The sequence below is a fragment of the Arthrobacter sp. SLBN-122 genome (assembly GCF_006715165.1).
Taxonomy (GTDB): domain Bacteria; phylum Actinomycetota; class Actinomycetes; order Actinomycetales; family Micrococcaceae; genus Arthrobacter.
Genome location: NZ_VFMS01000001.1, coordinates 3,276,240 through 3,302,385 on the forward strand (window position 1 = coordinate 3,276,240; position 26,146 = coordinate 3,302,385).

Below are 26,146 nucleotides of genomic sequence, written 5' to 3' on the forward strand. Positions count from 1 at the left end.
CCGTTCCACCAGAAGGTATCAACCGTGCAATCTCTGCTCCTCCGCCTCGCCACCACGCCGTCACCGCTGCCGACTCCGACGCTGCGGGAGGGGATTTCGGAGGACCAGGTCACACCGGGCCTGCTGGGGTTCATCATGACGGCTTTCTTCGTGGTGGCAACCGCCCTGCTCATTGTGGACATGGTGCGGCGGATCCGCAGGGTGCGCTACCGGGCCCAGGTGGAGGAAGAGCGCCTGGCGGCCGCCGCTGCCGCAGACGTTGACGCCGCGGACGCCCAGGACGGGTTCGACGGCGGCACGCGCCCGGGAGTGCACGGCTCCGAAGGGGACGGGGCCGGCAACGGTCAGCCGAGGCCGCGCGGGTAGGACCCTTCCGGTGGGCTGTGCCGGGCCCGGGCTGTGCCAGGGCTTTAGGCAAGGACCGCCATGGCGATCGCCGCGAAGTGGGCCGCGAACGCGAATACGGTGAACGCGTGGAACAGTTCGTGGAAACCGAAGTGGTGATAGCTGAAGTTCGGCTTTTTCAGCGCGTAGAAAATAGCGCCCGTGATGTAGAGGGCACCGCCCAGGCAGATCAGCACGGCTGATGGCGGACTGGCCTGGAAGAACTGTGGCAGGTAGAACAGCGCGCCGCAGCCCAGCGCGATGTAGATGGGTACGTAGAGCCAGCGGGGCGCGTCGGTCCACAGCAGCCGGAACAGCACGCCGAGGATGGCTCCGGCCCAGATGACCCACAGGAGAACCACCGCCTGCTGGCGTTCAAGAAGCGTCCATGCCAGCGGCGTGTAGGTGCCGGCGATGACCAGCATGATGTTGGTGTGGTCCAGCCGCTTCAGGACGAGCTTGACCCGCGGGGACCAGTTGCCGCGGTGGTATACCGCACTGACACCGAACAGCAAGACGCCGGTGGCGGCATAGATGGCGGTGGTGATCCGCCGGTCAGCGGTGGGGGCAAGGGCAACGAGGATGACGCCGGCGGCAAGGGCCAGCGGGGCGGTGACGGTGTGGATCCAGCCGCGCCACTTCGGCTTGATCATCAGGAGTTCCGCCAGGCGGACGGCGGCGTCATCCACGGCGCTGGTTTCTGGCTCAGCGCCTGGGTCCGGGTCCTCCGGCTGGGGCCCGCGGAAGGCGTGCGGGGAGTCGCTGTTCATGGCACCAGAATAACTTACGGACCGGTAAGTTACTGATGAGTAGCATTTGAGATAGGTCTCCTGCAGTTGCTGGCCGTCCCACCCCGCGCCGGGCGGTAGCCTAGGATGTGGATGTACGTACGGCAGGAAAGTCAGGTGAGTGGACGCGTGGAGTTGCCCGGGTTCCTCTATGGCTATTACGAACGCCGGCTGCTCAAGGATCTTCCGCGCGACCGCATTCCCCGCCACATCGGCGTCATGGTGGACGGCAACCGGCGGTGGGCCAAGCAATTTAACGCACCCACCAGCCAGGGCCACCAGGCCGGAGCGGACAAAATCCACGAATTCCTCGGCTGGTGCCAGGAACTGGGTGTCAAAGTAGTGACCCTCTACATGCTGTCCACGGACAACATGAACCGCTCCAGTGAGGAATTGGACCTCCTCATGGGGATCATCGCCAACACCCTGGACCGGCTGGACGAAGACGCGAACATCTCCGTGCATGCCATGGGCGCACCCGAACTGCTTCCGGACTACCTCGCCGATCGCCTCAACAAGCTCACCGCCCGCACGCCCATCCGGGAAAAGATCCACGTCAACGTGGCAGTGGGGTACGGGGGCCGCCGGGAAATCGTGGATGCCGTCCGGGAGCTCCTCCACGACGCCGTCGCCAAGGGCATGGACATCTCCAAGCTTGCGGACGACCTGTGCGTCGATGACATCTCACGCTTCCTGTACACCCGCGGCCAGCCGGACCCGGACCTGGTGATCAGGACGTCGGGTGAGCAGCGCCTGTCCGGCTTCCTCATGTGGCAGAGCGCCTACAGCGAGTTCTACTTCTGCGAGGCCCTGTGGCCCGCGTTCCGCAAGGTGGATTTCCTCCGTGCCCTGCGGGACTATGCCGGCCGCCAGCGCCGCTTTGGCACCTGAAACCCCCGGTTCATAACGAGTTCATACACCTGCAAGGGAAATCGCCGGATAATGGTTGCGGAAATTACCCCCGGTGGATTTACGTTATATCCATCAGCAGGCAAAACCGCCGGCTGATCGGGGAGGCCAGTACATGGAGCGAAACATCGCACCGGTTGTATGGGAGGCCGGACCCGGCCTCCTGGCCGAGCCGCCTCACCAATAACAATTCCGGGCTGGCGCCCGGGGCTGGAGTCGATGTGGCTACTTCTGAACAACTGCCCGAGGTCCTGTTTGGACAGGGCGGAAAAGCTACCTCTCGCGCCGAGCGAGCCACCTCTGAAGCCGGCGCAGCAACTGATGCTGCGGCCGGTTTTGCTGTCTCCGGAAGGGAAGCCGACATCCACACCTTCGTCATCGACACCTCCGTCCTCCTCTCCGATCCGCGCGCACTCCTGCGGTTCGCTGAGCATGAGGTAGTGGTTCCCGTCGTGGTCATCACCGAACTCGAGGCCAAGCGGCACGACCCCGAACTCGGCTACTTCGCACGGAAGGCCCTGCGGCTCCTGGATGATCTCCGGGTCAAGCACGGTGGCCTGAACCGGCCCCTCCCCATCGGCGATGAGGGCGGCACCCTGATGGTGGAACTCAACCACATCTCCTCCGAGGTGCTGCCGTTGGGCTTCCGCAGCGGGGACAACGACAGCCGCATCCTCGCCGTCGCCAAGAACCTGGCCAACGAAGGACGCAACGTCACCGTCGTGTCCAAGGACCTGCCCATGCGGGTTAAAGCCTCCGCCATGGGGCTCACCGCCGACGAGTACCGCAACGAACTGGTCAAGGATTCCGGGTGGACGGGCGTCGCCGAAATCGAAGCCGACGAACAGGACATTGCCACCCTGTACGGCCACGAACCCGCCTATATCCCGGCGGCCGCCGAGCTGCCCGTCAACACCGGCCTGGTCCTGCTGTCCAACCGCGGCTCCGCACTGGGCCGGGTGGGTGCCGACAAGCAGGTGCGCCTGGTCAAGGGCGACCGCGACGTGTTCGGCCTCCACGGCCGGTCCGCTGAGCAGCGGCTGGCCATCGATATGCTGATGGATCCCGCCGTCGGCATCGTTTCCATTGGCGGCCGCGCAGGCACCGGCAAATCCGCGCTTGCCTTGTGCGCCGGCCTGGAAGCCGTGCTGGAACGCCGCGAACACCGCAAAGTGATCGTCTTCCGGCCCCTCTACGCGGTGGGCGGCCAGGAACTTGGCTACCTGCCGGGCTCCGAGTCCGAGAAGATGAACCCGTGGGCGCAGGCCGTGTTCGACACCCTCGGGGCCCTGGTCAGCCAGGAAGTGGTGGAGGAGGTCATGGACCGCGGCATGCTCGAGGTCATGCCCCTCACCCACATCCGCGGACGCTCCCTCCACGACGCCTTCGTGATCGTGGACGAAGCCCAGTCCCTCGAAAAGAACGTCCTCCTCACCGTCATGAGCCGCATTGGCCAGAACTCCAAGATCGTTCTCACCCACGACGTCGCCCAGCGCGACAACCTGCGCGTTGGACGCCACGACGGAATCGCCGCCGTCGTCGAAACCCTGAAAGGACACCCCCTCTTCGGCCACGTCACCCTGACCCGCTCCGAACGTTCGCCCATCGCAGCACTGGTCACGGAACTCCTCGAGGGCTAAATCACCTAAGCAAAGGGCCGTGGCCGGGTTCGCCGGGCCGCGGCCCTTGTGCGTGTCCGTGGCTCCGTCCGTCCGCACCGAGCGCTTCGGCGTCGCTTAGCGCGGAGGTCCCTTCCCAAGGCTCGCAAGCTCGCCTCGGGTCCCTCGGGACGCCGCTTCCTCCCGGCGTGCGGCTCCGGTCGCTGGGCGACCTGCGCAGCACTCTGGTCGGCGATGCGCTCCTACACGAAGCACCCGGTCCGGACGTGTGCAGAGGCGCACCTCAACGCATGGAAGCCCACAAGCCGGGTTGCGGTCCTTCTTGTAGGAGCGCATCGCGGCGCATCGGACGCCGCAGGTCGCCCTATGCGTTGTAAGCGTCGTCCCGAGGGCCCCGACACGAGCTTGCGAGCGTTGGGAAGGGACCTACGCGCTAAGCGACGGAGAAGGACCGTGGCCCGGCATACCCAGACACGGACAGGCACTCAACGCACGCCAAGGAACCTCGCGGCTGCGTCGTGGCCTTGGACTTGGAGCTGCCAGTCCGGGCGTTTGAACGTATGCGGGGTGACGCGGACGTGCTGGAGTGTTTCGGCTTTGGGGCCCCAGGCTTTGCGGGTGGTGCCGTTGAGTTCGTAGCCGAGGGAGCGGGACACGCCCAGGGAAGCGCTGTTCCAGATGGCGGCCTCGAATTCGGCGACTTCTGCCCCGAGCCAGTCAAAGGCCCAAAGGACGACGGCGGCACGCATCTCCTTGCCAAGGCCGCGGCCCTGGACGGACTGCTTGAGCCAGGACCCGGTGGTGACAGTCCGTAGAGCCGCGAAGTCTTTGGCCCCGACATCCTGGCAGCCGATGAACTGGCCTTCGTGCCAGACCCCGAGGAGCAGTGTCCAGTTTTCGGGCCTGCATTCAGCGCGGCAGCGCCAGTACCAGCGCGCCATGTTGGGGCCCAGTTCCTCGTCGGGCAGCTCCGTCCAGGGAGTGCTGAACGGATTCCGGCCGGGGTCGTGGATTCCGCCGCGGGCCGCTGCCACCGCCGCCGGGATGTCCTGGTCGCTGATGGGGCGCAGTTCCAGCCGCGGGGTGGTCAGCGTGAGGTCGAACAGCGGCCAGATGGAGCCCAGGGTAGTCATCCGCGAAGCCTAGCCGATGGGTTCCGTGCGCGTTTGTCACGCTTTGGCGGGGATGTCCCACCTGATGTGGCGGCGGACGTCGGTGAGATTCATTGACTCGGCCAGGAACAGGTCGTCGAGCATGTACTCGTCCACGGCGAGGATCCGGATCCAGTGGCCGTACTCCTCTGTTTCCTGCTCCAGCGACTGACTGGACACGCAGACGCCGGTGCCCGTGTCCACCCGGAGGAGGGAACGCCCGGGAAGGCAGAGGGGAGCGGCGGGATCACCGGGGCGGTATGCGGCGTTGGGGGCTGCAACCGCCTCCAGGACGGGCCGGCCCTCGTGTTCGGCGAAACGGACATCCAGGATGTCCAGGGCATTGGTGCCTGGGAACTCAATGGGCACGGGGGCGTTGCCGGCCAGCTCCACCGGGTCCAGTGCGGCCGAAAACCGTGCGTTCCCGAAACCGGGCTCGCCGTACGCGGCCTCGGGCCGGCGGCGTACCAGTCCGCCGTCGTCGTATACAGGCGTGACCAGGTGCGGAGGCAGGAGCCAGGACTTGCGGGTGGCACTGACGTAGATGCCGTCGCGGGAGTCGTTGATTCCTGTGGTGCTGTGCAGTACGTGGCCGTCCGGGCTTTCAAGCCGGAGCGCCCCTGGACGGCGCAGCCAGGCACGGACGAACGGCACGCCGGGGGAGGGAGCTGACCCAAAGGCCTGGTCCCAGTAGTCAAAGCGCAAAGTCTGCCACTTCCATGGGGAAGACCGGCAAAGGTTCCGGAACATCGCGGCCAGGTCCGTGGGGACGCCAGGAGGGCCCGGAACCGGCCGGCGCCGGGAGTCCCAGGTCGACATATCCACATTTTACGCATGGGTGCTACGGCCGGAATGGTGGATCCAGTAGCATCCGAGGAGTGATCGGACGACTCGGTGAACTCTGGCAGCACACCCCGCTTGCGTTCTGGCTGGTACTGGCTGCCTGCCTCTACTTTGCAGTGATGGCGGTCCGGCTCACCATCATCGACGTCCGGCACCACCTCCTGCCCAACAGGATTGTCTTCCCGTCCTACGCAGTGGCCGGGGTGCTCCTCCTGGCGGCCGCCGCGGTTGCCTGGGCCAGTCCCGCCCCGGCCGCCGATGATGCCGGCGGGCTCCTGGCCATCCCCGCCCTCCGCGTGGTGGCCGGTGCCGCAATCCTGTGGCTGTTCTATTTTGTCCTGCGGTTCATCTACCCGCCCGGGATGGGCTTTGGCGACGTCAAGCTTGCCGGAGTGCTCGGGATGTACCTGGGCTACCTCGGCTGGGGACACCTCTTCGCGGGGACGTTCCTGGCGTTCCTGCTGGGCGGGCTGTGGTCCCTGGTCCTGCTGGCGGCCCGGCGGGGCACCCTGAAATCAGCCATACCGTTCGGCCCGTTCATGCTCGCCGGGGCCGCAGCGGCCATGCTGCTGCCCGCCTGAGCTGTCCGGGTTGCCGGGCGGCTTTTCGGTAGGCTGGCGGTATGCCTGCACCTGAATACGTCCTGAAGCTGCGCGAAAAGATCGGCAACGATCCCATCTGGGTCCCCGGCGTCCGGGGGGTTGTGGTCGACGACGCCGGCAGGATCCTGCTGGCCCAGCGGTCAGACAACCGGCAATGGGCGCTCATCAGCGGAATGCTGGACCCGGGGGAACAGCCTGCCCGTGGTCTGATTCGGGAGATCTTCGAGGAAACAGCAGTGGTGGCCGAAGCGGAACGCGTGGTCTCGGTGGGGGCGGTGGGCCCAGTCACCTACCCCAACGGCGACATCTGCGAATTCCTGGACGTGGTGTTCCTGTGCCGTTACGTCTCCGGTGAAGCCAGGGTCAACGACGACGAATCCCTTGCCGTTGGCTGGTTCGGCCCGGACGAACTTCCCGACCTCATGCCCGGCCACCTCACCAGCATCCGCCAGGCGCTGGCACCTTCCGCCGGCGTCCACTTCGAGCCCTAAAAAGCCAGGCGCCCGACGGCGGTCAGCGGCCCGGGGACACCAGCTCGCCGTCGTCGTCCTTCACCTTGGCAGCTGCGCCGGACAAGCCGGCGGCGAGCCGTTCGGCTTCCTCGCCGCCCACTGCCTCGCCGCGTGCCACCATGCCGGCGGTGTCCGAGAGCGGGATCTGCTTCAGCGTGAGGGCCAGGAGCAAGGCCACGGCGATGAAAGGCAGCAGGTACCAGAACACCGGTGCCAGCGAGTCGGCGTAGGCGTTCACGATGGCGTCCCGCAGCTGTTCCGGGAGCTGGCTCAGCGCCTGCGGATCCAGGGTCCGGGTGGACTGTCCGGCCTGCTCAGCGGATGCTCCTGCCCCCGTAAAGGCGCTGGTCAGCGCCTCGGAAAGGCGGGTGGTGAAGATGGAGCCGAACACTGCCACGCCCATGGCGGCGCCCACTTCGCGGAAGTAGTTGTTGGTGCTCGTGGCCGTCCCGATCTGGTCAGCCGGCACCGAGTTCTGGACCACCAGGACCACCACCTGCATGATCAGGCCGAGGCCCGCACCGAAGACGAACAGCTGGAGGCAGATGACCCAGATGGGGGTGCTCGCGGCGAGGGTGGTCATCCACAGCATGGCAGCCAGGGTGAGTACGGCGCCCAGGATGGGAAACATCTTGTACTTGCCGGTCTTGGAGATCCGGATGCCGGAGTAGATGGACGTGCCCATGAGGCCTGCCATCATCGGGAGCATCAGCAGGCCGGATTCGGCTGCGGACGTGCCGGAGGACATCTGCAGGAAGGTGGGGACGAACGCGATGGCGGAGAACATGCCCAGGCCCAGGGTGAAGCCGATGGCGGTGGCATTGATGAAGATCCGGTTCCGGAACAGGCTCAGCGGGATGATGGGGTCCTCCGCGCGGCGCTCCACCAGCACGAAAGCGGCCGCAGAAACCAGCAGCCCGGCGCCGAAGGCCCAGGTAAGGGGTGAATCCCAGCCTTCGTCCTTCTTGCCGCCAAAGTCGGTGAAGAAGATCAGGCAGGTGGTGGCGGCTGAGAGCAGCACCACGCCCAGGATGTCGATCCGCTTTTCGGCCTTCTTGTTGGGCAGCGTCAGGGCGAACCAGGCGATGGCGAACGCTGCAAGGCCCACCGGGATGTTGATGTAGAAGGCCCACTCCCAGGTGAGGTGGTCCACGAAGAAGCCGCCGAGCAAGGGTCCGGCCACGGCGGAGAGTCCGAAGATGGCGCCGAGCGGGCCCATGTATTTGCCACGCTCCTTGGCGGGAACGATGTCGGCGATGATCGCCTGGGAAAGGATCATGAGGCCACCGCCGCCCAGGCCCTGGATGGCGCGGAAGATGACGAAGCCCCAGAAATCGCTGGCCAGTGCGCAGCCAACGGACGCCAGGGTGAAGAGTGCGATGGCCACCAGGAAGAGGTTGCGCCGGCCCAGGATGTCACCGAACTTGCCGTAGATGGGCATCACGATGGTGGTGGCCAGCAGGTACGCGGTGGTGATCCAGGCCTGGTGTTCCACGCCGCCCAGTTTGCCCACGATGGTGGGCATGGCGGTGGAGACGATGGTCTGGTCCAGGCTGGAGAGGAGCATGCCCGCAATCAAGGCGGAGAAGATGATCCAGATGCGTTTTTGCGTGAGCAGCAGGGGCCCCGCGGCCGTCCTGGTGGTGGCGGTACTCATGATTGTCCTTTTGCGGAGTACGACGGCGGCCGTCACCTTTCGTTCAAAAGGTGCCGGCCGCCGTCGGGCGTCCAGGAGGTGGTGGGGACTATGCCTTGTGGGCCGGGGCCGTCATGGTGGTGACGTCCAGCGCCTTCTCGAGGTCGGCCACGGAAACCTGGCCCTCGCCGTCGCCCACGAAACCGAGCTTCTCGGTGGCCTGGCGGATGGTCAGGCCTTCCTTGACTGCGGTCTTGGCAATCTTGGCGGCGTTCTCGTAGCCGATGTACTTGTTCAGCGGCGTGACGATGGACGGGGAAGCCTCGGCCAGGAAGCGGGCGCGCTCCACGTTCGCCGTGATGCCGTCGATCATCTTATCCGCCATGACCCGGCTGGTGTTGGCCAGCAGCCGGATGGACTCGAGCAGGTTGGCGGCCATGACCGGGATGCCCACGTTCAGCTCAAAGGCCCCGTTGGTGCCGGACCAGGCGATGGCGGTGTCGTTGCCGATGACCTGGGCGGCCACCATGATGGACGCCTCGCAGATAACCGGGTTGACCTTGCCGGGCATGATGGAGGAACCCGGCTGAAGGTCAGGGATGGCGATTTCGCCGAGGCCGGTGTTGGGGCCGGAACCCATCCAGCGAAGGTCGTTGTTGATCTTCATGAACGAGATGGCGATGTTGCGCAGCTGGCTGGACGCCTCGATCAGGCCGTCGCGGTTGGCCTGTGCCTCGAAGTGGTCGCGGGCCTCGGTCAGCGGCAGGCCGGTATCCGTGGCGAGCAGCTCAATGACACGCTCCGGGAAGCCGGCCGGCGTGTTGATGCCGGTGCCCACGGCGGTGCCGCCCAGCGGAACCTCTGCAACACGGGGGAGGGAGGCGTTGATGCGCTCGATGCCGTAACGGACCTGCGCGGCGTAGCCGCCGAACTCCTGGCCCAGGGTTACCGGGGTGGCGTCCATGAGGTGGGTGCGGCCGGACTTCACCACGTCCTTGAACTCCGCGGCCTTGCGCTCCAGCGAGCCGGCCAGGTAGTCAAGGGCGGGGATGAGGTCGTTGATCAGAGCGGACGTGGCGGCCACGTGAACGGACGTGGGGAACACGTCGTTGGAGGACTGAGAAGCGTTGACGTGGTCGTTCGGGTGGACAACCTTGTCGCTGCCGGCGGCCTTCAGTGCGCGGGTGGCCAGTTCGGCGATGACCTCGTTGGTGTTCATGTTCGAGGACGTGCCGGAGCCGGTCTGGAAGACGTCGATGGGGAAGTCGCCGTCGTACTTGCCGGCAGCCACCTCGTCGGCAGCGTCTGCGATCGCCTTGGCCAGCTCGCCGTCGAGCACGCCCAGTTCTGCGTTGGCCTGGGCAGCAGCCTTCTTGACCCGGGCCAGCGCCTCGATGTGGGTGCGCTCAAGGGTCTTGCCGGAAATGGGGAAGTTCTCCACTGCCCGCTGCGTCTGCGCGCGGTACAGTGCGTTCACGGGGACGCGGACTTCGCCCATCGTGTCATGTTCAATGCGGAACTCTTCAGTGGAAGTCATGGGGCTAGCTTAGGGCGATCCGGTGCCCCATCGAAAACCGTTAAGGAAGCATTGCCGGCGGCCCGCTGGACCACCGGCACGTGGCTCCCGGCGCCCGCTAAAGCTCGCCGATTCCGGAAACAAGGTCGGCGCGGCCCTCTGCCAGCCGGTAGGAAAGGCCAACGACGGCGGTGCGGCCGCCTTCGATTGCGTCGGAAATCACACGCGAGCTGTCCACAAGGCGCTGCGCCGTCTGCTTGACGTGCTCCACCACCATGTCGTTGACCTCCGGCTGTTCATTCCGCAGGGACGTCAGCACGGAGGGCGTGATGCGCTCCACGAGGTCGCGAATGAAGCCCGCCGGCATCTCGCCGGTCTCCACGGCGTCCCTGGTGGCGGTGACGGCGCCGCAGCTGTCGTGCCCAAGAATGACAATCAGCGGCACGTTCAGCACGCCGACGCTGTACTCGAGGGAACCCAGGACGGCGTCGTCGATGACCTGTCCGGCGGTGCGGACCACGAAAACGTCGCCCAGGCCGACGTCAAAAATGATTTCCGCCGCGAGCCGCGAATCAGAGCAGCCGAAGATCACCGCGAAGGGATTCTGCGTCTCCACGAGCGATGACCGTCGCGAAGCATTCTGGTTCGGATGGGAGGACTCGCCGTTTACGAAACGTTCGTTGCCTTCGCGCAGGCGGCGCCAGGCCAGTGCAGGGGTCAGGTTAGTCGTCACGGCCCCACCTTACGGCGTGGGGGCCGCCGAGGGTGAAACTGTGACGGCGGGGCTGCTCTCAAGGGAGGTGACGACGGCGGCGGCGAGTGTTGCGAATTCGTCCAGTTGCGCCGCGCCGGACAGGATGACGGTGCTGCCCCGGTAGTTCAGCACCATCGATTTCTCACCCTTGCCGGTGTCGCGAAGTTCCCATTCCTGGCCGCCGGCATTCCGCGATCCGGTGACGGGGGCGTTTTTGGTCTGCTGGAGGAGCCAGGTGGGGTTGGGGTTCCTGGTCTGCACCAAACCGATGAAGGATGTTTTGGGGGTCAGGTAGCCGACCTCCCAAGTAGGTACGCCACTGCCGGTGCCGGCTTCCCACCGGGCGTAGTTCGCGCGGAAGGCGTTGCCGGTATCAGGGGCGACGGGTGTGAATCCTGCCACATCCGCCGCATTCCGTGCCACCGATGCAACGTCGATGTCCGGCCGGTAGCCATCGCCCTTGGGCTGGGGATTCATGAGGACAACGGGCAGGAACGCCGCAATGCTGAGCACCAGGGCAATGATCATTCCGATCACCGAGGCGTTCGCGCGTTTGGCGGCGGCCGCCGGAATCACGGGCCTAACCGCGGCGTCCGCACTGCTGCCGGCAGGGCCGGAACGTGCCTCGGGCTGTTCCTGGCCGGAGCTGGGACTGGTGGCTTCCTGCATGTCATTCACCCCTCTATAGTCGCCCATCCCGGAGCCGCACTTCCATTCGGCCAGGCCTGGAGCACGGCGGAAGCCGCAGCGCACATTGCGTGGTTGCGTCATGGGCCGCCCGCGGAGCGGTGCCGCGACTATGATCGATAGCAGAGGAATCACCGTCCTGCTGCACCGGCGGGCGGGTTCAATGATCGCCACTCGAAGAAGAGGTTCACGTGTCACCAGCGTCCATGACCCAGAAGTACTCCACGATTTCACCGTCCCTTGCGGTGGGCCACGACGAGCCGGACCGCAACCTCGCCCTTGAGCTTGTCCGCGTCACCGAGGCCGCGGCCATCGCCGGCGGCCACTGGGTGGGCTTTGGCGACAAGAACACCGCCGACGGCGCAGCGGTCGACGCCATGCGCTCCTTCCTGCAGACCGTCCACTTCAACGGTGTCGTGGTGATCGGCGAGGGCGAAAAGGACGAAGCCCCCATGCTGTTCAACGGTGAGCGCGTTGGCGACGGCACCGGCCCCGAATGCGACGTGGCCGTTGACCCCATCGACGGTACCCGCCTGACCGCCCTCGGCATCAACAACGCCCTGGCTGTCCTGGCCGTTGCCGAACGTGGCTCCATGTTCGATCCCTCCGCTGTGTTCTACATGGAAAAGCTCGTCACCGGCCCCGAGGCCGCTGACATGGTGGACCTGCGCCTGCCGGTCAAGCAGAACCTGCACCTGATCGCCAAGGCCAAGGGCGTGAAGGTCAACCAGCTCAACGTGATGATCCTTGACCGCGACCGCCACAAGCCGCTGGTGGAGGAAATCCGCGAAGCCGGTGCGCGCACCAAGTTCATCATGGACGGCGACGTTGCCGGCGCCATCGCCGCTGCCCGCTCCGGCACCGGCGTGGATGCGCTGATGGGCATCGGCGGCACCCCCGAGGGCATCGTGGCCGCCTGCGCCATTAAGTCCCTGGGCGGCGTGATCCAGGGCCGCCTCTGGCCCACCAGCGATGAGGAAAAGCAGAAGGCCATCGACGCCGGCCACGACCTCGACCGCGTGCTTTCCACCAATGACCTGGTCTCCAGCGACAACTGCTACTTCGCCGCCACCGGCATTACGGACGGCGACTTGCTCAAGGGCGTCCGCTACTCCAAGGACAAGGTCCTCACCCAGTCGATCGTCATGCGCTCCAAGTCCGGCACCATCCGTTTCGTCGACGGCGAGCACCGCGCCGACAAGTGGGAAGGTTACGCCCGCAAGAGCTGATCCACAGCCATTGCAGGATGTCAGGCCCCGGGGCGCCGCGTGCGCACCGGGGCTTTGCCGTTAACGCCTTGGTATAGGGTTTAAGCCATGATTCCTGCTGTTGTGCCCTGTACTGACCGCGCCCTTTGGGACGAAAATGTCGACCAGTTCCAGGGGCATCCGCAACAGCTGTGGGGCTGGGGCGAGACCAAGGCCATGCACGGCTGGTCCGTGGACAGGGTTCTGGTCAAGGCCGGGGAAGAAACCATCGGCGCCGCCCAGCTGCTGGTCCGCCGGCTGCCCCTTCCCTTCCGGGCGCTGGTCTACATTCCGCGCGGGCCCATGTGCTCCGCGGAGAACGCACAGGTGGTCCTCAACCGGCTGGCCGAGCACGCCGCCCTCCGCCACAGGGGAGTGGCCCTCAGCATCGAGCCCGACTGGGACAAGGACTCCGCCTTCGCCGGTGCCGTCGCGGCCGCAGGCTTCCGCGAGTCGGCCAACACCGTCCTTATCCCGCGCACACTCATCCTGGACCTCACCCGGTCCGACGACGAGCTGATGGCGGAGATGTCCAAGTCCACGCGGGCGAACATCCGCAAGGCCATGCGCAGCGACGTTGAATTCCGCAAGGTCAAAAACGACTCCGAGCTCGAACAGGTCCTGGCCATCTACCACGACACCGCGGCGCGGGCCGGTTTCGGCATCCACGAGGACCAGTACTACCGCGACATCTTCAAGAACCTCGGCGACGCCTCGCCGATCATTGCCGCGTTCGACGGCGAGCAGATGCTCGCCTTCACCTGGCTGTCCCGCAGCGGCGCCACCGCGTTCGAACTCTACGGCGGAGTGTCCGCCGAAGGCCAGAAGCAGCGCGTGAACTACGGCGTGAAGTGGGCAGCCCTGCAGTCAATGCGCGAGGACGGCTGCAGCCGGTATGACTTCAACGGCCTGCTCAACGACGGCATTTCCGACTTCAAAAAGCAGTTCGCCAAACACGAAAACATGCTGCTGGGCACCTGGGACAAGCCGCTGTCGCCGTTCTACCCCGCCTACTCCACCGCGATGCCGCTGGCCCGGAAGGGACTCCAGCAGGGGCGGCAGCTGCTGAAGACCGCGGCCGGGCGGGTTCTGCCGCTGGTCCGGAAGCTGCGCCCCGGCAGCTGACTGCGCCAAAACATAAGGGCGACGGCCGCACCCTGGTGGGTGCCGCCGTCGCCCTTTGGTGTTGCTGCCGGGCGGCTAAATGCCGGTGGTCACGGCGAAGGCCAGGGCCGTCCCCTCACTGCCTGCCGCGCGATGGACGTTGATCGGTGCTTCCGCAGCGGCGACGAATGCGCTGCCGCCCCGCGACAGCTCCAGGTCTCCCTTGGGGGAGTCCAGGTACACGTCGCCCGCCACCACGATGACCACGGCCGGTCCGGCCTGCGCCAGCGGAACGGGGCCGGCGTCCGGCCCCAGCTCGATGCGCTGCAGCTGGAACTCCCGGAACGGCGGACGGAAGATTTCCTGGTCCATCACCGTCTTTTCGGCAGCCAGCATCGGTACAGCCACGGGATGGAAGTCGATGGTGCGCAGGAGTTCGGGCACATCCACGTGCTTGGGCGTCAGGCCGCCGCGGAGGACGTTGTCTGAGGAGGCCATGACCTCCACGCCCAGCCCGTGCAGGTAGGCATGCACGTTCCCGGCCGGAAGATAGACCGCCTCGCCCGGCCTCAGAGAGATCCTGTTCAGCAGCAGCGAGATCAGGACACCCGGATCGCCGGGGTACTTTTCGTTGAGGCTGATGACGGTGCCCAGCTCGGCCTGGTACGGCTCAAGCGGAGTTTCGGACACCAGGGCCGCCACCACCAAGGCAGTTTCCTCTGCCACGCCCTGGCCGCCCTTGATCAGCCGTTCGAAGGCCCGCCGGAGCCCCGCGCCCTCATCCGGGGCATAGAGGTCTTCGAGAAGCGCCTGAAGCAGCTGCGGCGTCTGTCCGGCGCCAGGGAAGGCAGCCGCAATGTGCTGCAGGATCTTCCGGGTTTCCGCTGCCGGGCGGAACCCGCACAGTGCCTCGAACGGCGTGAGCGCGAAGATCATCTCCGGCTTGTGGTTGTCATCCTTGTAGTTCCGGTTCGGGGCGTGGGGATCGATTCCCGCTTCGTTTTCCCGTGCGAATCCCTCCCGCGCCTGCTCCAGGCTCGGGTGGACCTGGAGGGAGAGCGGCTGCGCGGCTGCAAGGATCTTGGCCAGGAACGGCAGCCGGGGGCCAAAGGCCCTGACGGACTCCGCGCCGAGGAAATGCTCCGGGTCGGAGGAGATCAGGGCATCCAGCGGGCTCCGGGACCCGTCACCGGGCACGTGCGCCACCGACGGAGAATCCGGGTGCGCCCCAATCCACAGTTCCGCCTCCGGGCGCCCCGATTCGGGACGGCCCAGCAGCGAGGCGATGGCCGTCGTCGAACCCCAGGCGTAGTCCCGGAGGACGTTCTCAATCTCGTACAAACCGTGTTCCGTTCCTTATGCATGGGCACCCCTATGGGCGGGTACCGAATGGCGGGCACTGATGGATGGGCGCCGGAAGCGGGCCCCATGGGATGGCTGCTACAGCGGGGCGCACTGTCCGTTGGTGGCCACGAGCTGGCGGATGGCTTCTTCGTCTCCCTCGAGCTTCAGCTGGGTCAGCATCTCCTCGGTGATCGGCTCGCCGTCAGGAGTGGTGGTGACGGGCGTGAAGTCCGACGGCGAGGGCTGCTGGACAGCGTTGCCGGCGGCTGGCAGGGTGGCGGGGACAGGCCCTGCCGCCTGGAGATGTCCGGCACCTGCCTGCGGAACTGCCATCCCGTCGTCGGGAATCCCGGCCGACTGCGCTCCCTTGGCGGATGCCGATGCCAGCAGCTGGTCCACCCGCTCGTGGATCTGGTCGAAGTCAGGGTTGGTGGAGAACGACGGATCGAAGTCCGGCGGTCCGATGGTGAGCCGCTTGACGTCCTTGCCCCTCGCTTTGATGGCGAGGTCCAGGAAACTGCCCAGCTGGGCGGAGGAGATGTTGGACTCCACCACCTTGGTTCCGGCACCGGCAATGTCCTCGAACTTGGACAGCAAGGTGGCTGGATCCAGCTGCTTCAGCATCGCCTGCTGCACGCACTGCTGGCGCTGGATGCGGGAATAGTCGTCCACATACTCGCGGGACCGCCCGTACCAGAGCGCCTGGGCGCCGTTGAGCGTCTGGTCTCCGGCGGGGATCCAGCCCAGGGGCATGCCGTGGGTCTTGGTGGCCTCGTCGAAATAGCCGCTCATGGGAACCCAGCCGCCGGCCTTGATCCGGATGCCGCCCATGGCATCGATGAGCGTTGAGAAGCCCTCCATGTCAACCAGGACATAGGCCTGGATCTGCATGCCCAGCGTGCCGGACACCGCCTCCATGGTCGCTTGGGCGCCGGGGTCTGCCACGCCGGGGTAGAGGTCGGTGTGCTCGTTGGTGACCTCAGTGTTGATGGCATTGATCAGGCATTCATCGCCGCAGTTGTAGCCGTCAGGGTAGATGGCACGCATGGGTGAACCTTCGCTGAAATGCGCGTTCTGGAAGTTCCTGGGAACGGAAATGATCGCGGTCTGGCCGGTTTCGGCGTCAACGCTCAGGATGGAGAGGCTGTCCGGGCGGCGTCCGGTACGGTCATCGCCGGCGTCGCCGCCCATCATGAGGAAGTTGTAGCGTCCGTCCACCGGCTTTATGGCCGGGCCGGAGGAGAAGATGTTGCCGATGGCGTTCCGGCCCACGTTCAGCAGGTAGGCTGCGTAGCCCACGGAACCGCTGCCCACCACCAACGCGAGCACCAGGGCGATGCCGACGGCGGGGCGCGCCTTCGGTGCCAGCAGGACAGGACGGATGAGCCGGAGGGTATTAAGGAAGAGGAAGGCCCAGCCCAGTGCCAGCGCCGCCAGCAGGACCACGAGCACCAGCGACGTAACGGGGTTGGTGACGATGTTGATGACCAGGCTCCGGTTGAGCAGCAGCAGGGCCACTGTCAGCAACAGGAGCGCCCATACGCACAGGGTGATGCGCAGGGCAGTGCGCCCCAGCTTCCGGTCGCCCGCGACGAGCTGCGCACTGCCCGGTACCAGGAGCGTCAGCAGGACCAGTACGAACGCACGCTTGGTGCGGACCTCGGAGGAGGCACTGACCGGATAGCGCACCGGATCTGTCATGGCGGCGCCGGAGCCGGTGTTGATTACGCTGCTGCTGCTGGCCATGCCCGCCGCCCTAACGGCTGCCCCGAAGGGCGCTGGAACCGCCGGGGAAGACTTCGCTGACTTTTTGCCGCAGGCTTGCGCCTTTCCGGGAAGCCACCGCGTTGAGGTCGGCGGCGAAGTCCAGGAGGTCCGCGCGCAGCGACGACGCCAGCTCGTCGGTGCCGGAGGCCAGCATCCGTACGGCCAGGAGCCCGGCGTTCCGCGCTCCTGCGATGGATACGGTGGCTACCGGTACGCCGGCCGGCATCTGGACGATGGACAGCAGGGAGTCCATCCCGTCAAGGGTCTTCAGGGGAACGGGAACCCCGATGACGGGCAGCGGCGTGACGCTGGCGAGCATGCCGGGCAGGTGCGCCGCACCGCCGGCGCCGGCGATGATTACCCGCAGGCCGCGTTCGTGGGCGGTCTGGCCGTAGCGGATCATCTCCGTGGGCATCCGGTGGGCTGAGACGACGTCGGCTTCAAAGGGGATGCCGAACTCAGCCAGGGCGTCTGCCGCAGCCTCCATGACGGGCCAGTCCGAGTCGGAGCCCATGACCAGGCCAACCAAGGGACTGGCACCGGAATCGGCGGCTGTGGTTGCTTCGGCGCTCATGCATTCTCCTCGAATATTGCGGAAGGTTCTTCGCTGCCAACCCGTCCGTCACGGATGATGCCTGCCACGGCGGTGGCCCGGCGGCGCACAGACTCGACTTCCGCCGTGGAGGTTCCCACCAGGTTGACGTGGCCGATCTTACGTCCGGGGCGCACGGATTTGCCGTAGCAGTGGACTTTGGCGGCCGGTTCGGCGGCAAGTGCCAGCGGGTAGGCGGAGTAGAGGTCCTGGTTGTCTCCGCCCAGGAAGTTCTTCATCACGGTTACGGGTGCCAGCGCATCGGTGGCACCCAAAGGCAGGTTCAGGACGGCACGAAGGTGCTGTTCGAACTGGCTGGTAATCGAGCCGTCCTGGGTCCAGTGGCCGGTGTTGTGGGGCCGCATGGCCAGTTCGTTGATCAGGAACCCGGCGCCGCTGCCCGGAGTTTCGAACAGTTCCACGGCAAGGACTCCGGTCACGTCCAGCTCGGCGGCGATGCGCAGGGCGGCGTCCTCGGCCGCGGCTGCAACCTCCAGCGGAATGTCCATTGCGGGTGCAATCACCTCGTCGCAGACACCGTCCACCTGGATGGTGTGGACCACCGGCCACGCCCGCGCCTCGCCGTCGGGCGTGCGTGCCACCAGTGCCGAAAGTTCGCGGGTGAACTCGACTTTGGCCTCAGCGAGCAGGGGACTCATGGCGGCAAACCAGTCTTCGGCTTCCGCGGCCTCCCCTGCCGAAGCCACGATCCTCACGCCCTTGCCGTCATATCCGCCCCGCGGGGTCTTCAGTACAACCGGCCAGCCGGTTTCGTCGCCGAAACGGACCAGCGCGGCGACGTCCGCCACGGACGCCCAGGCGGGGTTGGGCAGCTCCAGGCGGTCGATGGCGGCCCTCATGACCAGCTTGTCCTGGGCATGGACCAGGGCGTCCGGTCCGGGCTGGACGTTGACGCCGGCCTCCTGCAGGGCACGGAGATGGTCAGTCGGCACGTGCTCGTGGTCGAACGTCATCACATCCAGGCCTTTGGAAAAGTCCAGGAGCGTCTGCAGGTCCTTGTAGTCGCCCACAGGCGTTGCGGGTACGGCCGACACCGCGGAAACGTCGTCACCCTCGGCGAGGACGCGGAGTTCAAAGCCGAGTGCTGTAGCGGCAGGGGCCATCATTCGCGCGAGCTGGCCGCCGCCAACCACGCCTATCACTGGAAAAGTCACATCTTCCAGCCTACCGAAGAGGCGCCCAATCCCGCTTTTACGGCCCGGCAGGGGAGGAGATTTTACGCCGTTGGGACAAACCCCGGCCGCCTGACAGCACCGGCTCAAAGCTTTGGGGGCTAAAATAGTCATTTGGCCGAGTGGCCCACAGTTCATCACGGCCATGGAGGGTCATGTTTAGCGCATTTGCAGATCGTATCCGGGGGCTCGCCTCGCTTTTCTGGCGCGAGGTGGCCAAATTCGGTGCGGTAGGCGGCGTGGCCTTCGTCATTGACAACGGGTTGACCTACTACCTGATGCACGGTCCCATGTCTGACAGCGAGGCGAAGGCCCGGTTCGTGGGGGCCACCGTAGCCACTGTCTTCTCCTGGGTGGCCAACCGTTTCTGGACTTTCCGCCACCGCCGCCAGGCCAACGTGCTCCGCGAGTTTGCCATGTTCGTCCTCATCAACGGCATTGGCATCGGTATCTCCACCGGCTTCACCGCCCTGGCCAAGTACGGGATGGGCATTGACGACAAGAACATGCTGTTCCTGGCGGGCGTGGCGGGCATCCTGGTTGCCACGGTGGTCCGCTTCTTCGCGTACCGCTTCCTGGTGTTCAACGAGGAACTGGACCAGGAGCCGGAGTTTTCCCACGACCACGAACTCATCGAAGCCCACCCGCACAGGGAGCACGCACGTGCCGCCGAGAATCCGGCTCCCACTTCCGCCGACGGCGGCCCCAAGTCATAGGGTGGGCCGCTGCTAGCTGCCGTGGATGCGTTCGTCCGAGAGCAGTTTGTCAGTAAGCGCCACGTCAGCGTGGGTCAGCACCACTGAGCCGTCCTGCTGCCAGGCTCCCAGCGCGTTGGCCAACGCGGATTCGAGTCCTTGGTGCGCGGGAACGTGCACCCTGGCACCTTCCGAATGATGCAGAGCGAAACCGCTTGCCAGGTCGCTGTGCAGGATGGTGCGCCCATCGTGCGTCCGGATCGCGCAGGCTGACGGATCCGGATCGGAGTGCGGCATGAACACATCCCCGTGGGACCGTACCTCGGCGGCGTAGTCGAGGCAGCCGGCGGGAAGCTCCCCCGTCCAGCGCATTGCGAGGGCGGGCAGCGCAACTGCGATGACGGCGTCGTGCTGATCACCGGCGCCGCTGGGATCGTCCGTGGCGAGAAAGTTTGCCGGGCCGTCGTCGAGCACGCTTTCCAGTCCCAGTTGCCAGCCCGCCAGCGCCCAGACCAGGGCTTTCCAGTGGGCCGGAAGCGCAAGCCGCAGCCGCATGCCCGGCTCCGCGTCCAACTCGTCCTGCAACAGGTTGCTGGTTTTGGCCACCCAGTTGTCCAGGACCCGTCCCGATAGTTCCACCCGCTCTGAGTCCGGCCCGTACCAGGTCAGGCGTGGTGCGGTGGAGTTGCCGGAACGGAGGCGGCCCATCAGGTCGATGGCGGGGATAGTCGTCATGGGTTCATCCTGCCACTTCGGGAGTGTCCGGTCATGGGTGCGGATTGGCTCATCAGGCCGCGCCGATCAGGAGTGATATTAATCACTCCCATTGCTAAGTGTGCTTGCTATTTCGGTCTGGACCGGGTATTTTCCCCGCCGTTCCAAAGAATTCAGCGCTTTTTGGCTGCTGTAGGTCGTCCCGCCGGATCCGCCACGCCCGGACGGATGGAAATCCCGGGCGTGGCGTACGCAAACTTACCGGCTCCGACTGTCTATTATCCCGGCAACGGCTTGACTCGCCCTAGTTACACACGTGTAATTAGGTAACTAAAGCAATTGCGCAAATACCGGCACACAACCGAGTGCCCACGTATCCAGGCAGTGGCTGAAACATCAGGAGGGTCGCCGTGGGGCAAGCAGAGCGTATCCAGGAAGATGCCGTCGTGGCAGGTCAGGCAACGGCAAAATACCGTGCGCGGGGGGTGCCTAGCGATTGGTATGTGGACCCCGCCGATCCTGATGCTGCAGAGCGGTACAACACGAATTCGAGCAGTGTCCTCGAGGACCAGGCCACGGCCTTCCTTGCCGCGCATGAAGCCCTGCTCGACGGCGGTGCGGAGCCGGAAGACGAGCTTGATCCGCCGATGGAGCTGGCTGCGCCCGGCACCGCCCAGCCGGTTTGGATCGGACTGCCCCTCCAACAGGACTTCGACGACGAGGGCGAACTTGGCTGGCAGACGGACGCGCTGTGCGCCCAGACGGACCCGGAAGCCTTCTTCCCGGAAAAGGGCGGTTCCACCCGCGATGCCAAGAAGGTCTGTGGTGCCTGCAATGTCAGGTCACAGTGCCTGGAGTACGCGCTGGCCAATGACGAACGGTTCGGCATCTGGGGCGGCCTTTCCGAGCGTGAGCGCCGGCGGCTAAGGAAGCGAGCAATCTAATTCTTCAGAATGTCCATGTCACTGCCGTTGTGGTCGCCCACAACGGCAGTGCCTATCTGCCCAGAACCCTTTCGGCCCTGGCGGCCCAAACCAGGCCCGTGGACCATGCCATCGGCGTTGATACCGGATCGCGCGACGACTCGTACAGCCTCCTTCAGGGAGCCCTGGGTGGGGGTGCCGTTGTCAGCCACCCCCGTGGAAAGGGCGGCATGGGCGCCGCCGTTTCCGCCGGGCTGGGCGCACTGGCGCCCTTCCAGGCAACCGCTGACGGTGCCGGGACCGAGTGGATCTGGCTGCTGCACGATGACGCGGCGCCGGCGCCGGAGGCATTGGCGGAACTCCTGGGCGCCGTGGAGCGGGCGCCTTCGGTGACCGTCGCCGGCTGTAAACAGCTGGACTGGCATTCGCCGCGGAAACTGATGGATGTGGGCCTTTCCACGAGCCGGTGGGCCGAACGGCTTACCCTGATCGACGCCGATGAGATGGACCAGGGCCAGTACGATGGCCGCACCGATACCTTCGCCGTAAATTCCGCCGGCATGCTTGTCCGGCGCGACATCTGGGAACACCTGGGCGGCTTCGACCCCGCGCTGCCCGGCAGCGGCGACGACGTCGATTTTTGCTGGCGGAACCGGCTGGCAGGCCACCGCGTCGTAGTGGTCCCTGCAGCCCGCGTCTTCCATGTGGCGCACCGGCCGCATGCCCTTGGAAACCCGTCCGCGGCCCGGAAGGCGCAGGTCCACCTGCGCCTGAAGCACAGCCCGCTCTGGATGGTGCCCGTCCACGGCATCGGTGCACTGTTGGGCAGCCTCTTCAAGCTGGTCCTGAGCATTGTGGTCAAGGATCCGGGCCACGGTATCTCCCAGCTGGTAGCCACCTTCGCTGCCCTGGGCCGTCCCGGGGCCGTGGCGAGAGCCCGGCGGGCAGCCAAACGGACCCGGCGCATCCGCCGGTCCGTGATCCGCAAGCTCCAAACACCCCGCCGCGAGGTGTGGAGCCACCGCAGGTCGTTGATGGAGGCGCTGGGATCCGACGGCTCAGGCGGCGACCATCTCGTTCAGGATCCGCTCGCGCACCAACCCACCGGCGATGCAGCGGACGATTTTGCCGCCCTCGCCACCACTAAACGCGGCTGGGTGGGTAACGGCGCCCTTGCAGCCGTCATCATCGCAGCCGTCGCCTCGCTGCTGGCCCTGGCAGGTCTGTTCCGCGCAGGGGCCGTAGCCGGCGGCGCCCTGATTCCCGTCTCCTCCCACCTTGGGGACATCTGGCATAACGCCTCCAGCTGGTGGGTCAGCCTCGGCGCAGGCCTTCCCGGCCACGGCGATCCCTTTGACTATGTGCTGTGGATCCTCGGTGTCTTCGGCGGTGGTGACGCCAACCCCGCCATGGCATGGCTGCTCCTGCTCGGGGCCCCGCTGTCCGGACTCACTGCGTGGTTCGCAGCGGGCGGGGTAACCGTACGCCGCCGGCTCAGGTTCGTGGCGGCGCTCTTCTGGGCTGCCGCGCCGGCGCTCCAGATAGCCCTGAACCAGGGCCGCGCCGGTGCCTTGGTCGCGCACATCATGCTTCCGCTGGTGGTCCTGGGCCTGCTCCGGGCCACGGGGTCTGCGGTAGGCCATGGCCGCTTCAACCCTGCCCCGGCACTCGAGGGCCGGCCGGCTGAACTGCCTCCGGCCAAGGCAGGCATCAACGGCGTGCCTTCCTGGACGGCTGCCGCAGCTGCCGGCCTGGCCCTGGCAGTCACTACGGCGTCAGCTCCCTCCCTGCTCGTCCCGGCGGCTGTTGTCATCGTGCTCTGCGGCCTCCTGCTGGGGCGGCGCGGGCGGACTGTGTGGTGGGCCTTGCTGCCCACTGCGGCCTTGTTTGTCCCCTTCGCGCTGTCCACCCTTGACCGGCCCAGGGCACTGCTGGCGGATCCCGGACTCCCGCAGGAGTTCGATGCCGCCCCGCTGTGGCAGCAGCTCCTGGGCCAGCCCCTGTCGTTCGACCCAGCCGCAGGCCTCCACGGACTGGCAGCCTTCACCGGCGGAACGGCGCCCTGGGCCCTGCTGCTGGCGCTCCTCATCGCCGGACCGGTACTGGTCCTTGCCCTGGTGGGCCTCCTCGGCCCGGGGCGCCGGGCCGGGACCGCCAGATGGTTCTGGATTGCAGCCGTTATCGTATTGGCCGGCGGATGGCTGGCCAGCCACGTCGCAACCGGCCTGAATGCAGGGGTCATGGTGTCGCCATTCACCGGACCCGCCGTGTCCGCCGCGTCCTTCGCCCTCCTCGCAGCAGCCCTCCTCGGAGCCGAGCAGCTGCTGTCCGTAGCAGACCGGACTTCCGGTGGCCCTGCAAAGACCAGGACCGCGGCCCGTGCCGGCATCGCCCTGGGCCTGGTGGTGCTGGTGGCAGGACCACTGGCCGGAATGGCAGCCTGGTCAACACAGAACCTGCTGCGTCCGGCCGTCGCCGCCGCACCTGCGATCTCAACGGCGGGAAGTGCTCCCGGTCCAGCCGCTTCCGGCAGCGGGGGCGCACTGGGCGCTCCGCGGCTGGTTGAGGCCGCCCCCGGGCGGTCCCTGCCTGCTACGGCCATTGACCGGGGCGAGGGTCCTGAGCAGACGCGCACCCTCCTGCTCAGTACCGGCGATGACGGCACCTTCAACGCCTCCCTGATGCGCGGGAGCGGCACCACCCTGGACAGCCTCTCGGCCATCGCCTCCGCACGGAACATCATTGGCGCTCCGGGCGCGGAAGAGGTGCGTGAGGACGACGACGTCACCACTGCAGTCCGCCGCGTTGTGGCTACCCTTGTGGCCGGGCAGGGCGTGGATCCGCGTTCCGACCTCGAACAACTCGGTGTCGGCTTCGTGGTGCTCCGGTCCGCGGACACCGCAGCCCAGCTGACCGCCAGCCGGATGGATGCCGTTCCCGGCCTGGTGGCCGTGGGACAGACCGATGTTGGCTGGCTGTGGCGGATCAGCCCGCTCAACCAGCCCGTTCTGCAGGCTGCCGACGTTGCCCACCGTGTCCGCATTGTCGATCCCCGCGGTGCGGCCACCGCCCTGGTGGCCTCCGGGACCGAAGAGGTTAACGCTGCTGTCCCGGCAGGCGCGGAGGGCCGGTTGGTGGTACTCGCCGAGCGTGCTGATCCCGGTTGGACTGCGTGGCTGGACGGGCGGAAGCTGACCTCCACCACCTCCGGCTGGTCCCAGGCGTTCACCCTTCCGGCAGCCGGCGGCCAGCTGACCGTCCGTTATGAAAACCCCTGGTCGTTCTGGACGGCCGCCGCGCAGATCACAGTGATAGGACTGACGGTGATCCTTGCCATTCCCATGCCGGCCCGGCGGCCGCGGACCGGCCTCTCCCGTGACGAGGGCTCCCTGCGTAAGGAACACCAAAATGCATGACCACACCCCGCCGGCAGCGGCGACGCCACCAGCTGACGCCGAAACGCCGGCTGCAAGCAAACCGCCGCTTGCAGGAGACAAGACGGCTGCAGCCGCAAAACCGGCTCCGGAAGGAACTGCGGCCGGTACAGGCAGGAAGGCACCAGGGCGCGGCGCCACCATGCTGCCCGGCGGCAAGGGCCGCGCAGCATCCGTAGCCGGGGTAGCTGCAGGACTCCTTATCCTCGCCGGGGGAGCGGCCGTGGTGGCCGCCGGGTCATTGGTGCCGCATCCTGAAAGCAGCCGCATTGTGCCGGTGGCGGAAGCCGCGGTCCCCGCAGGTGCCAGCGTCGGCGTCTGCCCAGGTCCTGCCCGCCTGCTGGAAGGCACCGACGCGGGCACGGACGCCCAGTTCCGGCCCGAGTCCGCCACCGCGGCAACCAGGGTCAGCGCCGCGGTGCTCAGCGCGGGCGGTGTGCTTCCCGGGAGCCGGCTGGCACGCCTCGACGGAACAGCCGCCGTCGAAATCGCCAAGGACCCGGGTCCGGCGCCCACTGCCGTCGCACCCCAGGAACTCCTTGCCGGAGTAGTTGCCGACCGGGCGGCGGACCAGGTCAATGTCCTCAGGGCAGATGCCCTGGCAAACCAGAATGCCTCAGCTGCAGGGGCCATGAAATACACCGCCAGCGACGGCGATCTGCAGGGCAGTGCCGCTGCGACGTGCGGGCAACCCTCGAACGATCAATGGCTGGCAGGTGCCGCCACCACTGTTGGCCGCACCTCCGTGCTCGCCCTGACCAACGCCTCCAGCACACCTGCCACCGTGAGCCTGGAGCTTTTCGGGGCAGGCGGGCAGATCCAGGCTCCGGGCAGCCGCGGCCTGCTGGTTGCGCCCGGCACCACCCGCAGCGTCGTCCTCGCCGGCCTGGCGCCCAGCGAGTCCCAGCTCACCGTGCACGTGCGGAGCGCGGGTGGTCCGGTTGCCGCATCCATCCAGCAAAGCGTCCTGCGCGGCCTCACTCCCGGCGGCGTGGATTTCATTAGCCCGGGGACTGCGCCTGCAGTCCGCCAGGTGATGACGGGCGTGGACATCCAGGACCCTTCCGGGGTCGCCGCACTGACGGGGCAGCCGGGGTACGGGGACGCGGGGCCCGCCCTTGAGCTGACCGTTCCCGGTGCCTCGGATGCCGTGGTGGAGATCAAGCTGTACGGGCGGGACGGGCAGCACGCACTTCCCTCCGGCGGCGTCATCACCGCGAAAGCGGGGTCGACCACGGAAGTATCCCTGGCGGGCGTTCCTGCCGGCCAATACACTGTGGCGGCCTCGTCCGACGTGTCCTTCGTCGCGGCGGCACGGATGAGCCGCGGGCTTCAAGCGGGGCAGCCCTCGGATGTCGCGTGGGCGCCATCCGCTGTCCGGCTGGGAAGCCAGCACGTGGTTCCCGTCCCCAAGGGCGGGCTTCGCCAGTTGGTGTTCGGCGCCCTTGATGCCCGGGCCACCATCACCTACGCACCCATTACGGCTGATGGAAAGGTGCGGGCAGCCGCTGCTGCGGACATCGCCGGGGGGACAACCGCCTCCATCAGTGTTCCGGAGCAGGCCGACGGGGCCGACGTCGTGGGCTATGTAGTGTCCGCGTCCGGTGACGCCGCCTATGGAGCGGTTCTCGTGGGGCAGGACGGCCGCAACGACGTTTCCTCCCTGGCCTTCCTGGCTGCCGCCGCCGGCCGGGAGACAGTCCCGGTTGCATTGGGTTACTAAGGTTTGCCA

General features: G+C 66.7%; 23 protein-coding genes. 11 read left to right on the plus strand and 12 right to left on the minus strand.

Going from position 1 to position 26,146, the window contains the following annotated elements:
- Positions 1-24: 24 nt before the first annotated feature.
- Positions 25-366: a hypothetical protein gene (locus FBY36_RS15160; protein WP_235008856.1), complete on the plus strand. Its 342-nt coding sequence runs from the start codon at positions 25-27 to the stop codon at positions 364-366.
- Between the two features lie 44 nt (positions 367-410).
- On the opposite strand, the gene trhA is transcribed toward FBY36_RS15160, so the two are convergent.
- Positions 411-1,052: a PAQR family membrane homeostasis protein TrhA gene (gene trhA / locus FBY36_RS15165; protein ID WP_142122660.1), complete on the minus strand. Its 642-nt coding sequence runs from the start codon at positions 1,050-1,052 to the stop codon at positions 411-413.
- Positions 1,053-1,301: 249 nt separating this feature from the next.
- Between trhA and FBY36_RS15170 the strand changes: the two genes are divergently transcribed.
- Together FBY36_RS15170 and FBY36_RS15175 are read left to right on the plus strand one after the other, a co-directional pair.
- Positions 1,302-2,063, plus strand: coding sequence for an isoprenyl transferase (locus FBY36_RS15170; protein ID WP_142122661.1), 762 nt, complete (start codon positions 1,302-1,304; stop codon positions 2,061-2,063).
- Between the two features lie 239 nt (positions 2,064-2,302).
- A complete protein-coding gene (locus FBY36_RS15175) occupies positions 2,303-3,721 on the plus strand; it encodes a PhoH family protein (RefSeq protein WP_056332353.1) in 1,419 nt (472 codons plus the stop codon).
- A gap of 464 nt (positions 3,722-4,185) precedes the next feature.
- Here the strand turns inward: FBY36_RS15175 and FBY36_RS15185 are convergent, their stop codons facing one another.
- Together FBY36_RS15185 and FBY36_RS15190 are read right to left on the minus strand one after the other, a co-directional pair.
- Positions 4,186-4,833, minus strand: coding sequence for a GNAT family N-acetyltransferase (locus FBY36_RS15185; protein WP_142120694.1), 648 nt, complete (start codon positions 4,831-4,833; stop codon positions 4,186-4,188).
- A 36-nt stretch (positions 4,834-4,869) separates the two neighbouring features.
- A complete protein-coding gene (locus FBY36_RS15190; RefSeq protein WP_142120696.1) occupies positions 4,870-5,670 on the minus strand; it encodes a hypothetical protein in 801 nt (266 codons plus the stop codon).
- Between the two features lie 59 nt (positions 5,671-5,729).
- On the opposite strand from FBY36_RS15190, the gene FBY36_RS15195 reads away from it, so the two are divergent.
- Positions 5,730-6,275, plus strand: a complete 546-nt coding sequence (locus FBY36_RS15195) for a prepilin peptidase (protein WP_142120698.1) — start codon at positions 5,730-5,732, stop codon at positions 6,273-6,275.
- Between the two features lie 41 nt (positions 6,276-6,316).
- Positions 6,317-6,787, plus strand: a complete 471-nt coding sequence (locus tag FBY36_RS15200; RefSeq protein ID WP_142120700.1) for an NUDIX hydrolase — start codon at positions 6,317-6,319, stop codon at positions 6,785-6,787.
- Between the two features lie 22 nt (positions 6,788-6,809).
- Here FBY36_RS15200 and FBY36_RS15205 read toward each other — a convergent pair whose 3' ends face one another.
- From FBY36_RS15205 to FBY36_RS15220, 4 genes are all read right to left on the minus strand, one after another.
- The gene (locus FBY36_RS15205) at positions 6,810-8,465 is read right to left on the minus strand and encodes an MDR family MFS transporter (RefSeq protein ID WP_142120702.1); all 1,656 of its coding nucleotides are present in this window, start codon (positions 8,463-8,465) and stop codon (positions 6,810-6,812) included.
- A gap of 88 nt (positions 8,466-8,553) precedes the next feature.
- Complete coding sequence (locus FBY36_RS15210; RefSeq protein WP_142120704.1) at positions 8,554-9,981, minus strand: class II fumarate hydratase; 1,428 nt, start codon at positions 9,979-9,981, stop codon at positions 8,554-8,556.
- 97 nt (positions 9,982-10,078) lie between these two features.
- A complete protein-coding gene (locus tag FBY36_RS15215; RefSeq protein ID WP_142120706.1) occupies positions 10,079-10,693 on the minus strand; it encodes a carbonic anhydrase in 615 nt (204 codons plus the stop codon).
- Between the two features lie 9 nt (positions 10,694-10,702).
- Positions 10,703-11,410, minus strand: coding sequence for a DUF4245 domain-containing protein (locus FBY36_RS15220; protein WP_142122662.1), 708 nt, complete (start codon positions 11,408-11,410; stop codon positions 10,703-10,705).
- Between the two features lie 197 nt (positions 11,411-11,607).
- Between FBY36_RS15220 and glpX the strand changes: the two genes are divergently transcribed.
- Positions 11,608-12,630 (plus strand): class II fructose-bisphosphatase, encoded by a 1,023-nt coding sequence (gene glpX, locus FBY36_RS15225; protein WP_181422425.1) that lies wholly within the window; start codon positions 11,608-11,610, stop codon positions 12,628-12,630.
- Positions 12,631-12,717: 87 nt separating this feature from the next.
- Positions 12,718-13,773, plus strand: a complete 1,056-nt coding sequence (locus tag FBY36_RS15230) for a lipid II:glycine glycyltransferase FemX (RefSeq protein ID WP_142120708.1) — start codon at positions 12,718-12,720, stop codon at positions 13,771-13,773.
- Positions 13,774-13,848: 75 nt separating this feature from the next.
- Here FBY36_RS15230 and manA read toward each other — a convergent pair whose 3' ends face one another.
- The 4 genes from manA to FBY36_RS15250 all read right to left on the minus strand — a co-directional run bounded on the left by manA (position 13,849) and on the right by FBY36_RS15250 (position 18,630).
- Entirely contained in the window at positions 13,849-15,093 is a 1,245-nt protein-coding gene (gene manA / locus FBY36_RS15235) for a mannose-6-phosphate isomerase, class I (RefSeq protein ID WP_142120710.1), read from the minus strand.
- 99 nt (positions 15,094-15,192) lie between these two features.
- Positions 15,193-16,842 (minus strand): LCP family protein, encoded by a 1,650-nt coding sequence (locus FBY36_RS15240; protein WP_142120712.1) that lies wholly within the window; start codon positions 16,840-16,842, stop codon positions 15,193-15,195.
- Between the two features lie 10 nt (positions 16,843-16,852).
- Positions 16,853-17,437: a 5-(carboxyamino)imidazole ribonucleotide mutase gene (purE, locus tag FBY36_RS15245; protein ID WP_142120714.1), complete on the minus strand. Its 585-nt coding sequence runs from the start codon at positions 17,435-17,437 to the stop codon at positions 16,853-16,855.
- The gene (locus FBY36_RS15250; protein ID WP_142120716.1) at positions 17,434-18,630 is read right to left on the minus strand and encodes a 5-(carboxyamino)imidazole ribonucleotide synthase; all 1,197 of its coding nucleotides are present in this window, start codon (positions 18,628-18,630) and stop codon (positions 17,434-17,436) included. The genes purE and FBY36_RS15250 overlap by 4 nt, the downstream gene beginning before the upstream one ends.
- Positions 18,631-18,803: 173 nt before the next feature.
- On the opposite strand from FBY36_RS15250, the gene FBY36_RS15255 reads away from it, so the two are divergent.
- Positions 18,804-19,364 carry a GtrA family protein gene (locus FBY36_RS15255; protein ID WP_142120718.1) on the plus strand — a complete coding sequence of 187 codons (561 nt, stop codon included), beginning with the start codon at positions 18,804-18,806 and terminating at the stop codon, positions 19,362-19,364.
- A gap of 12 nt (positions 19,365-19,376) precedes the next feature.
- On the opposite strand, the gene FBY36_RS15260 is transcribed toward FBY36_RS15255, so the two are convergent.
- The gene (locus FBY36_RS15260; RefSeq protein ID WP_142120720.1) at positions 19,377-20,078 is read right to left on the minus strand and encodes a TIGR03089 family protein; all 702 of its coding nucleotides are present in this window, start codon (positions 20,076-20,078) and stop codon (positions 19,377-19,379) included.
- A gap of 389 nt (positions 20,079-20,467) precedes the next feature.
- Here FBY36_RS15260 and FBY36_RS15265 point away from each other — a divergent pair, with 389 nt between their 5' ends.
- Genes FBY36_RS15265 through FBY36_RS15275 form a run of 3 tightly spaced genes read left to right on the plus strand, consistent with a single transcriptional unit; the run spans position 20,468 to position 26,137 of the window.
- Positions 20,468-21,001 (plus strand): WhiB family transcriptional regulator, encoded by a 534-nt coding sequence (locus tag FBY36_RS15265; protein WP_142120722.1) that lies wholly within the window; start codon positions 20,468-20,470, stop codon positions 20,999-21,001.
- A 29-nt stretch (positions 21,002-21,030) separates the two neighbouring features.
- Positions 21,031-24,396, plus strand: a complete 3,366-nt coding sequence (locus FBY36_RS15270; RefSeq protein ID WP_142120724.1) for a glycosyltransferase — start codon at positions 21,031-21,033, stop codon at positions 24,394-24,396.
- Positions 24,389-26,137, plus strand: coding sequence for a DUF5719 family protein (locus FBY36_RS15275; protein WP_142120726.1), 1,749 nt, complete (start codon positions 24,389-24,391; stop codon positions 26,135-26,137). The genes FBY36_RS15270 and FBY36_RS15275 overlap by 8 nt, the downstream gene beginning before the upstream one ends.
- Positions 26,138-26,146 lie beyond the last annotated feature (9 nt).

Coding starts and splice junctions, on each gene's coding strand:
- purE (WP_142120714.1), bottom strand. CDS start 17,437: ATGAGCGCCGAAGCAACCACAGCCGCCGATTCCGGTGCCAGTCCCTTG.
- FBY36_RS15205 (WP_142120702.1), bottom strand. CDS start 8,465: ATGAGTACCGCCACCACCAGGACGGCCGCGGGGCCCCTGCTGCTCACG.
- FBY36_RS15185 (WP_142120694.1), bottom strand. CDS start 4,833: ATGACTACCCTGGGCTCCATCTGGCCGCTGTTCGACCTCACGCTGACC.
- FBY36_RS15275 (WP_142120726.1), top strand. CDS start 24,389: ATGCATGACCACACCCCGCCGGCAGCGGCGACGCCACCAGCTGACGCC.
- FBY36_RS15255 (WP_142120718.1), top strand. CDS start 18,804: ATGTTTAGCGCATTTGCAGATCGTATCCGGGGGCTCGCCTCGCTTTTC.
- FBY36_RS15190 (WP_142120696.1), bottom strand. CDS start 5,670: ATGTCGACCTGGGACTCCCGGCGCCGGCCGGTTCCGGGCCCTCCTGGC.
- FBY36_RS15200 (WP_142120700.1), top strand. CDS start 6,317: ATGCCTGCACCTGAATACGTCCTGAAGCTGCGCGAAAAGATCGGCAAC.
- FBY36_RS15230 (WP_142120708.1), top strand. CDS start 12,718: ATGATTCCTGCTGTTGTGCCCTGTACTGACCGCGCCCTTTGGGACGAA.
- FBY36_RS15240 (WP_142120712.1), bottom strand. CDS start 16,842: ATGGCCAGCAGCAGCAGCGTAATCAACACCGGCTCCGGCGCCGCCATG.
- FBY36_RS15260 (WP_142120720.1), bottom strand. CDS start 20,078: ATGACGACTATCCCCGCCATCGACCTGATGGGCCGCCTCCGTTCCGGC.
- FBY36_RS15210 (WP_142120704.1), bottom strand. CDS start 9,981: ATGACTTCCACTGAAGAGTTCCGCATTGAACATGACACGATGGGCGAA.
- glpX (WP_181422425.1), top strand. CDS start 11,608: ATGACCCAGAAGTACTCCACGATTTCACCGTCCCTTGCGGTGGGCCAC.
- FBY36_RS15220 (WP_142122662.1), bottom strand. CDS start 11,410: ATGGGCGACTATAGAGGGGTGAATGACATGCAGGAAGCCACCAGTCCC.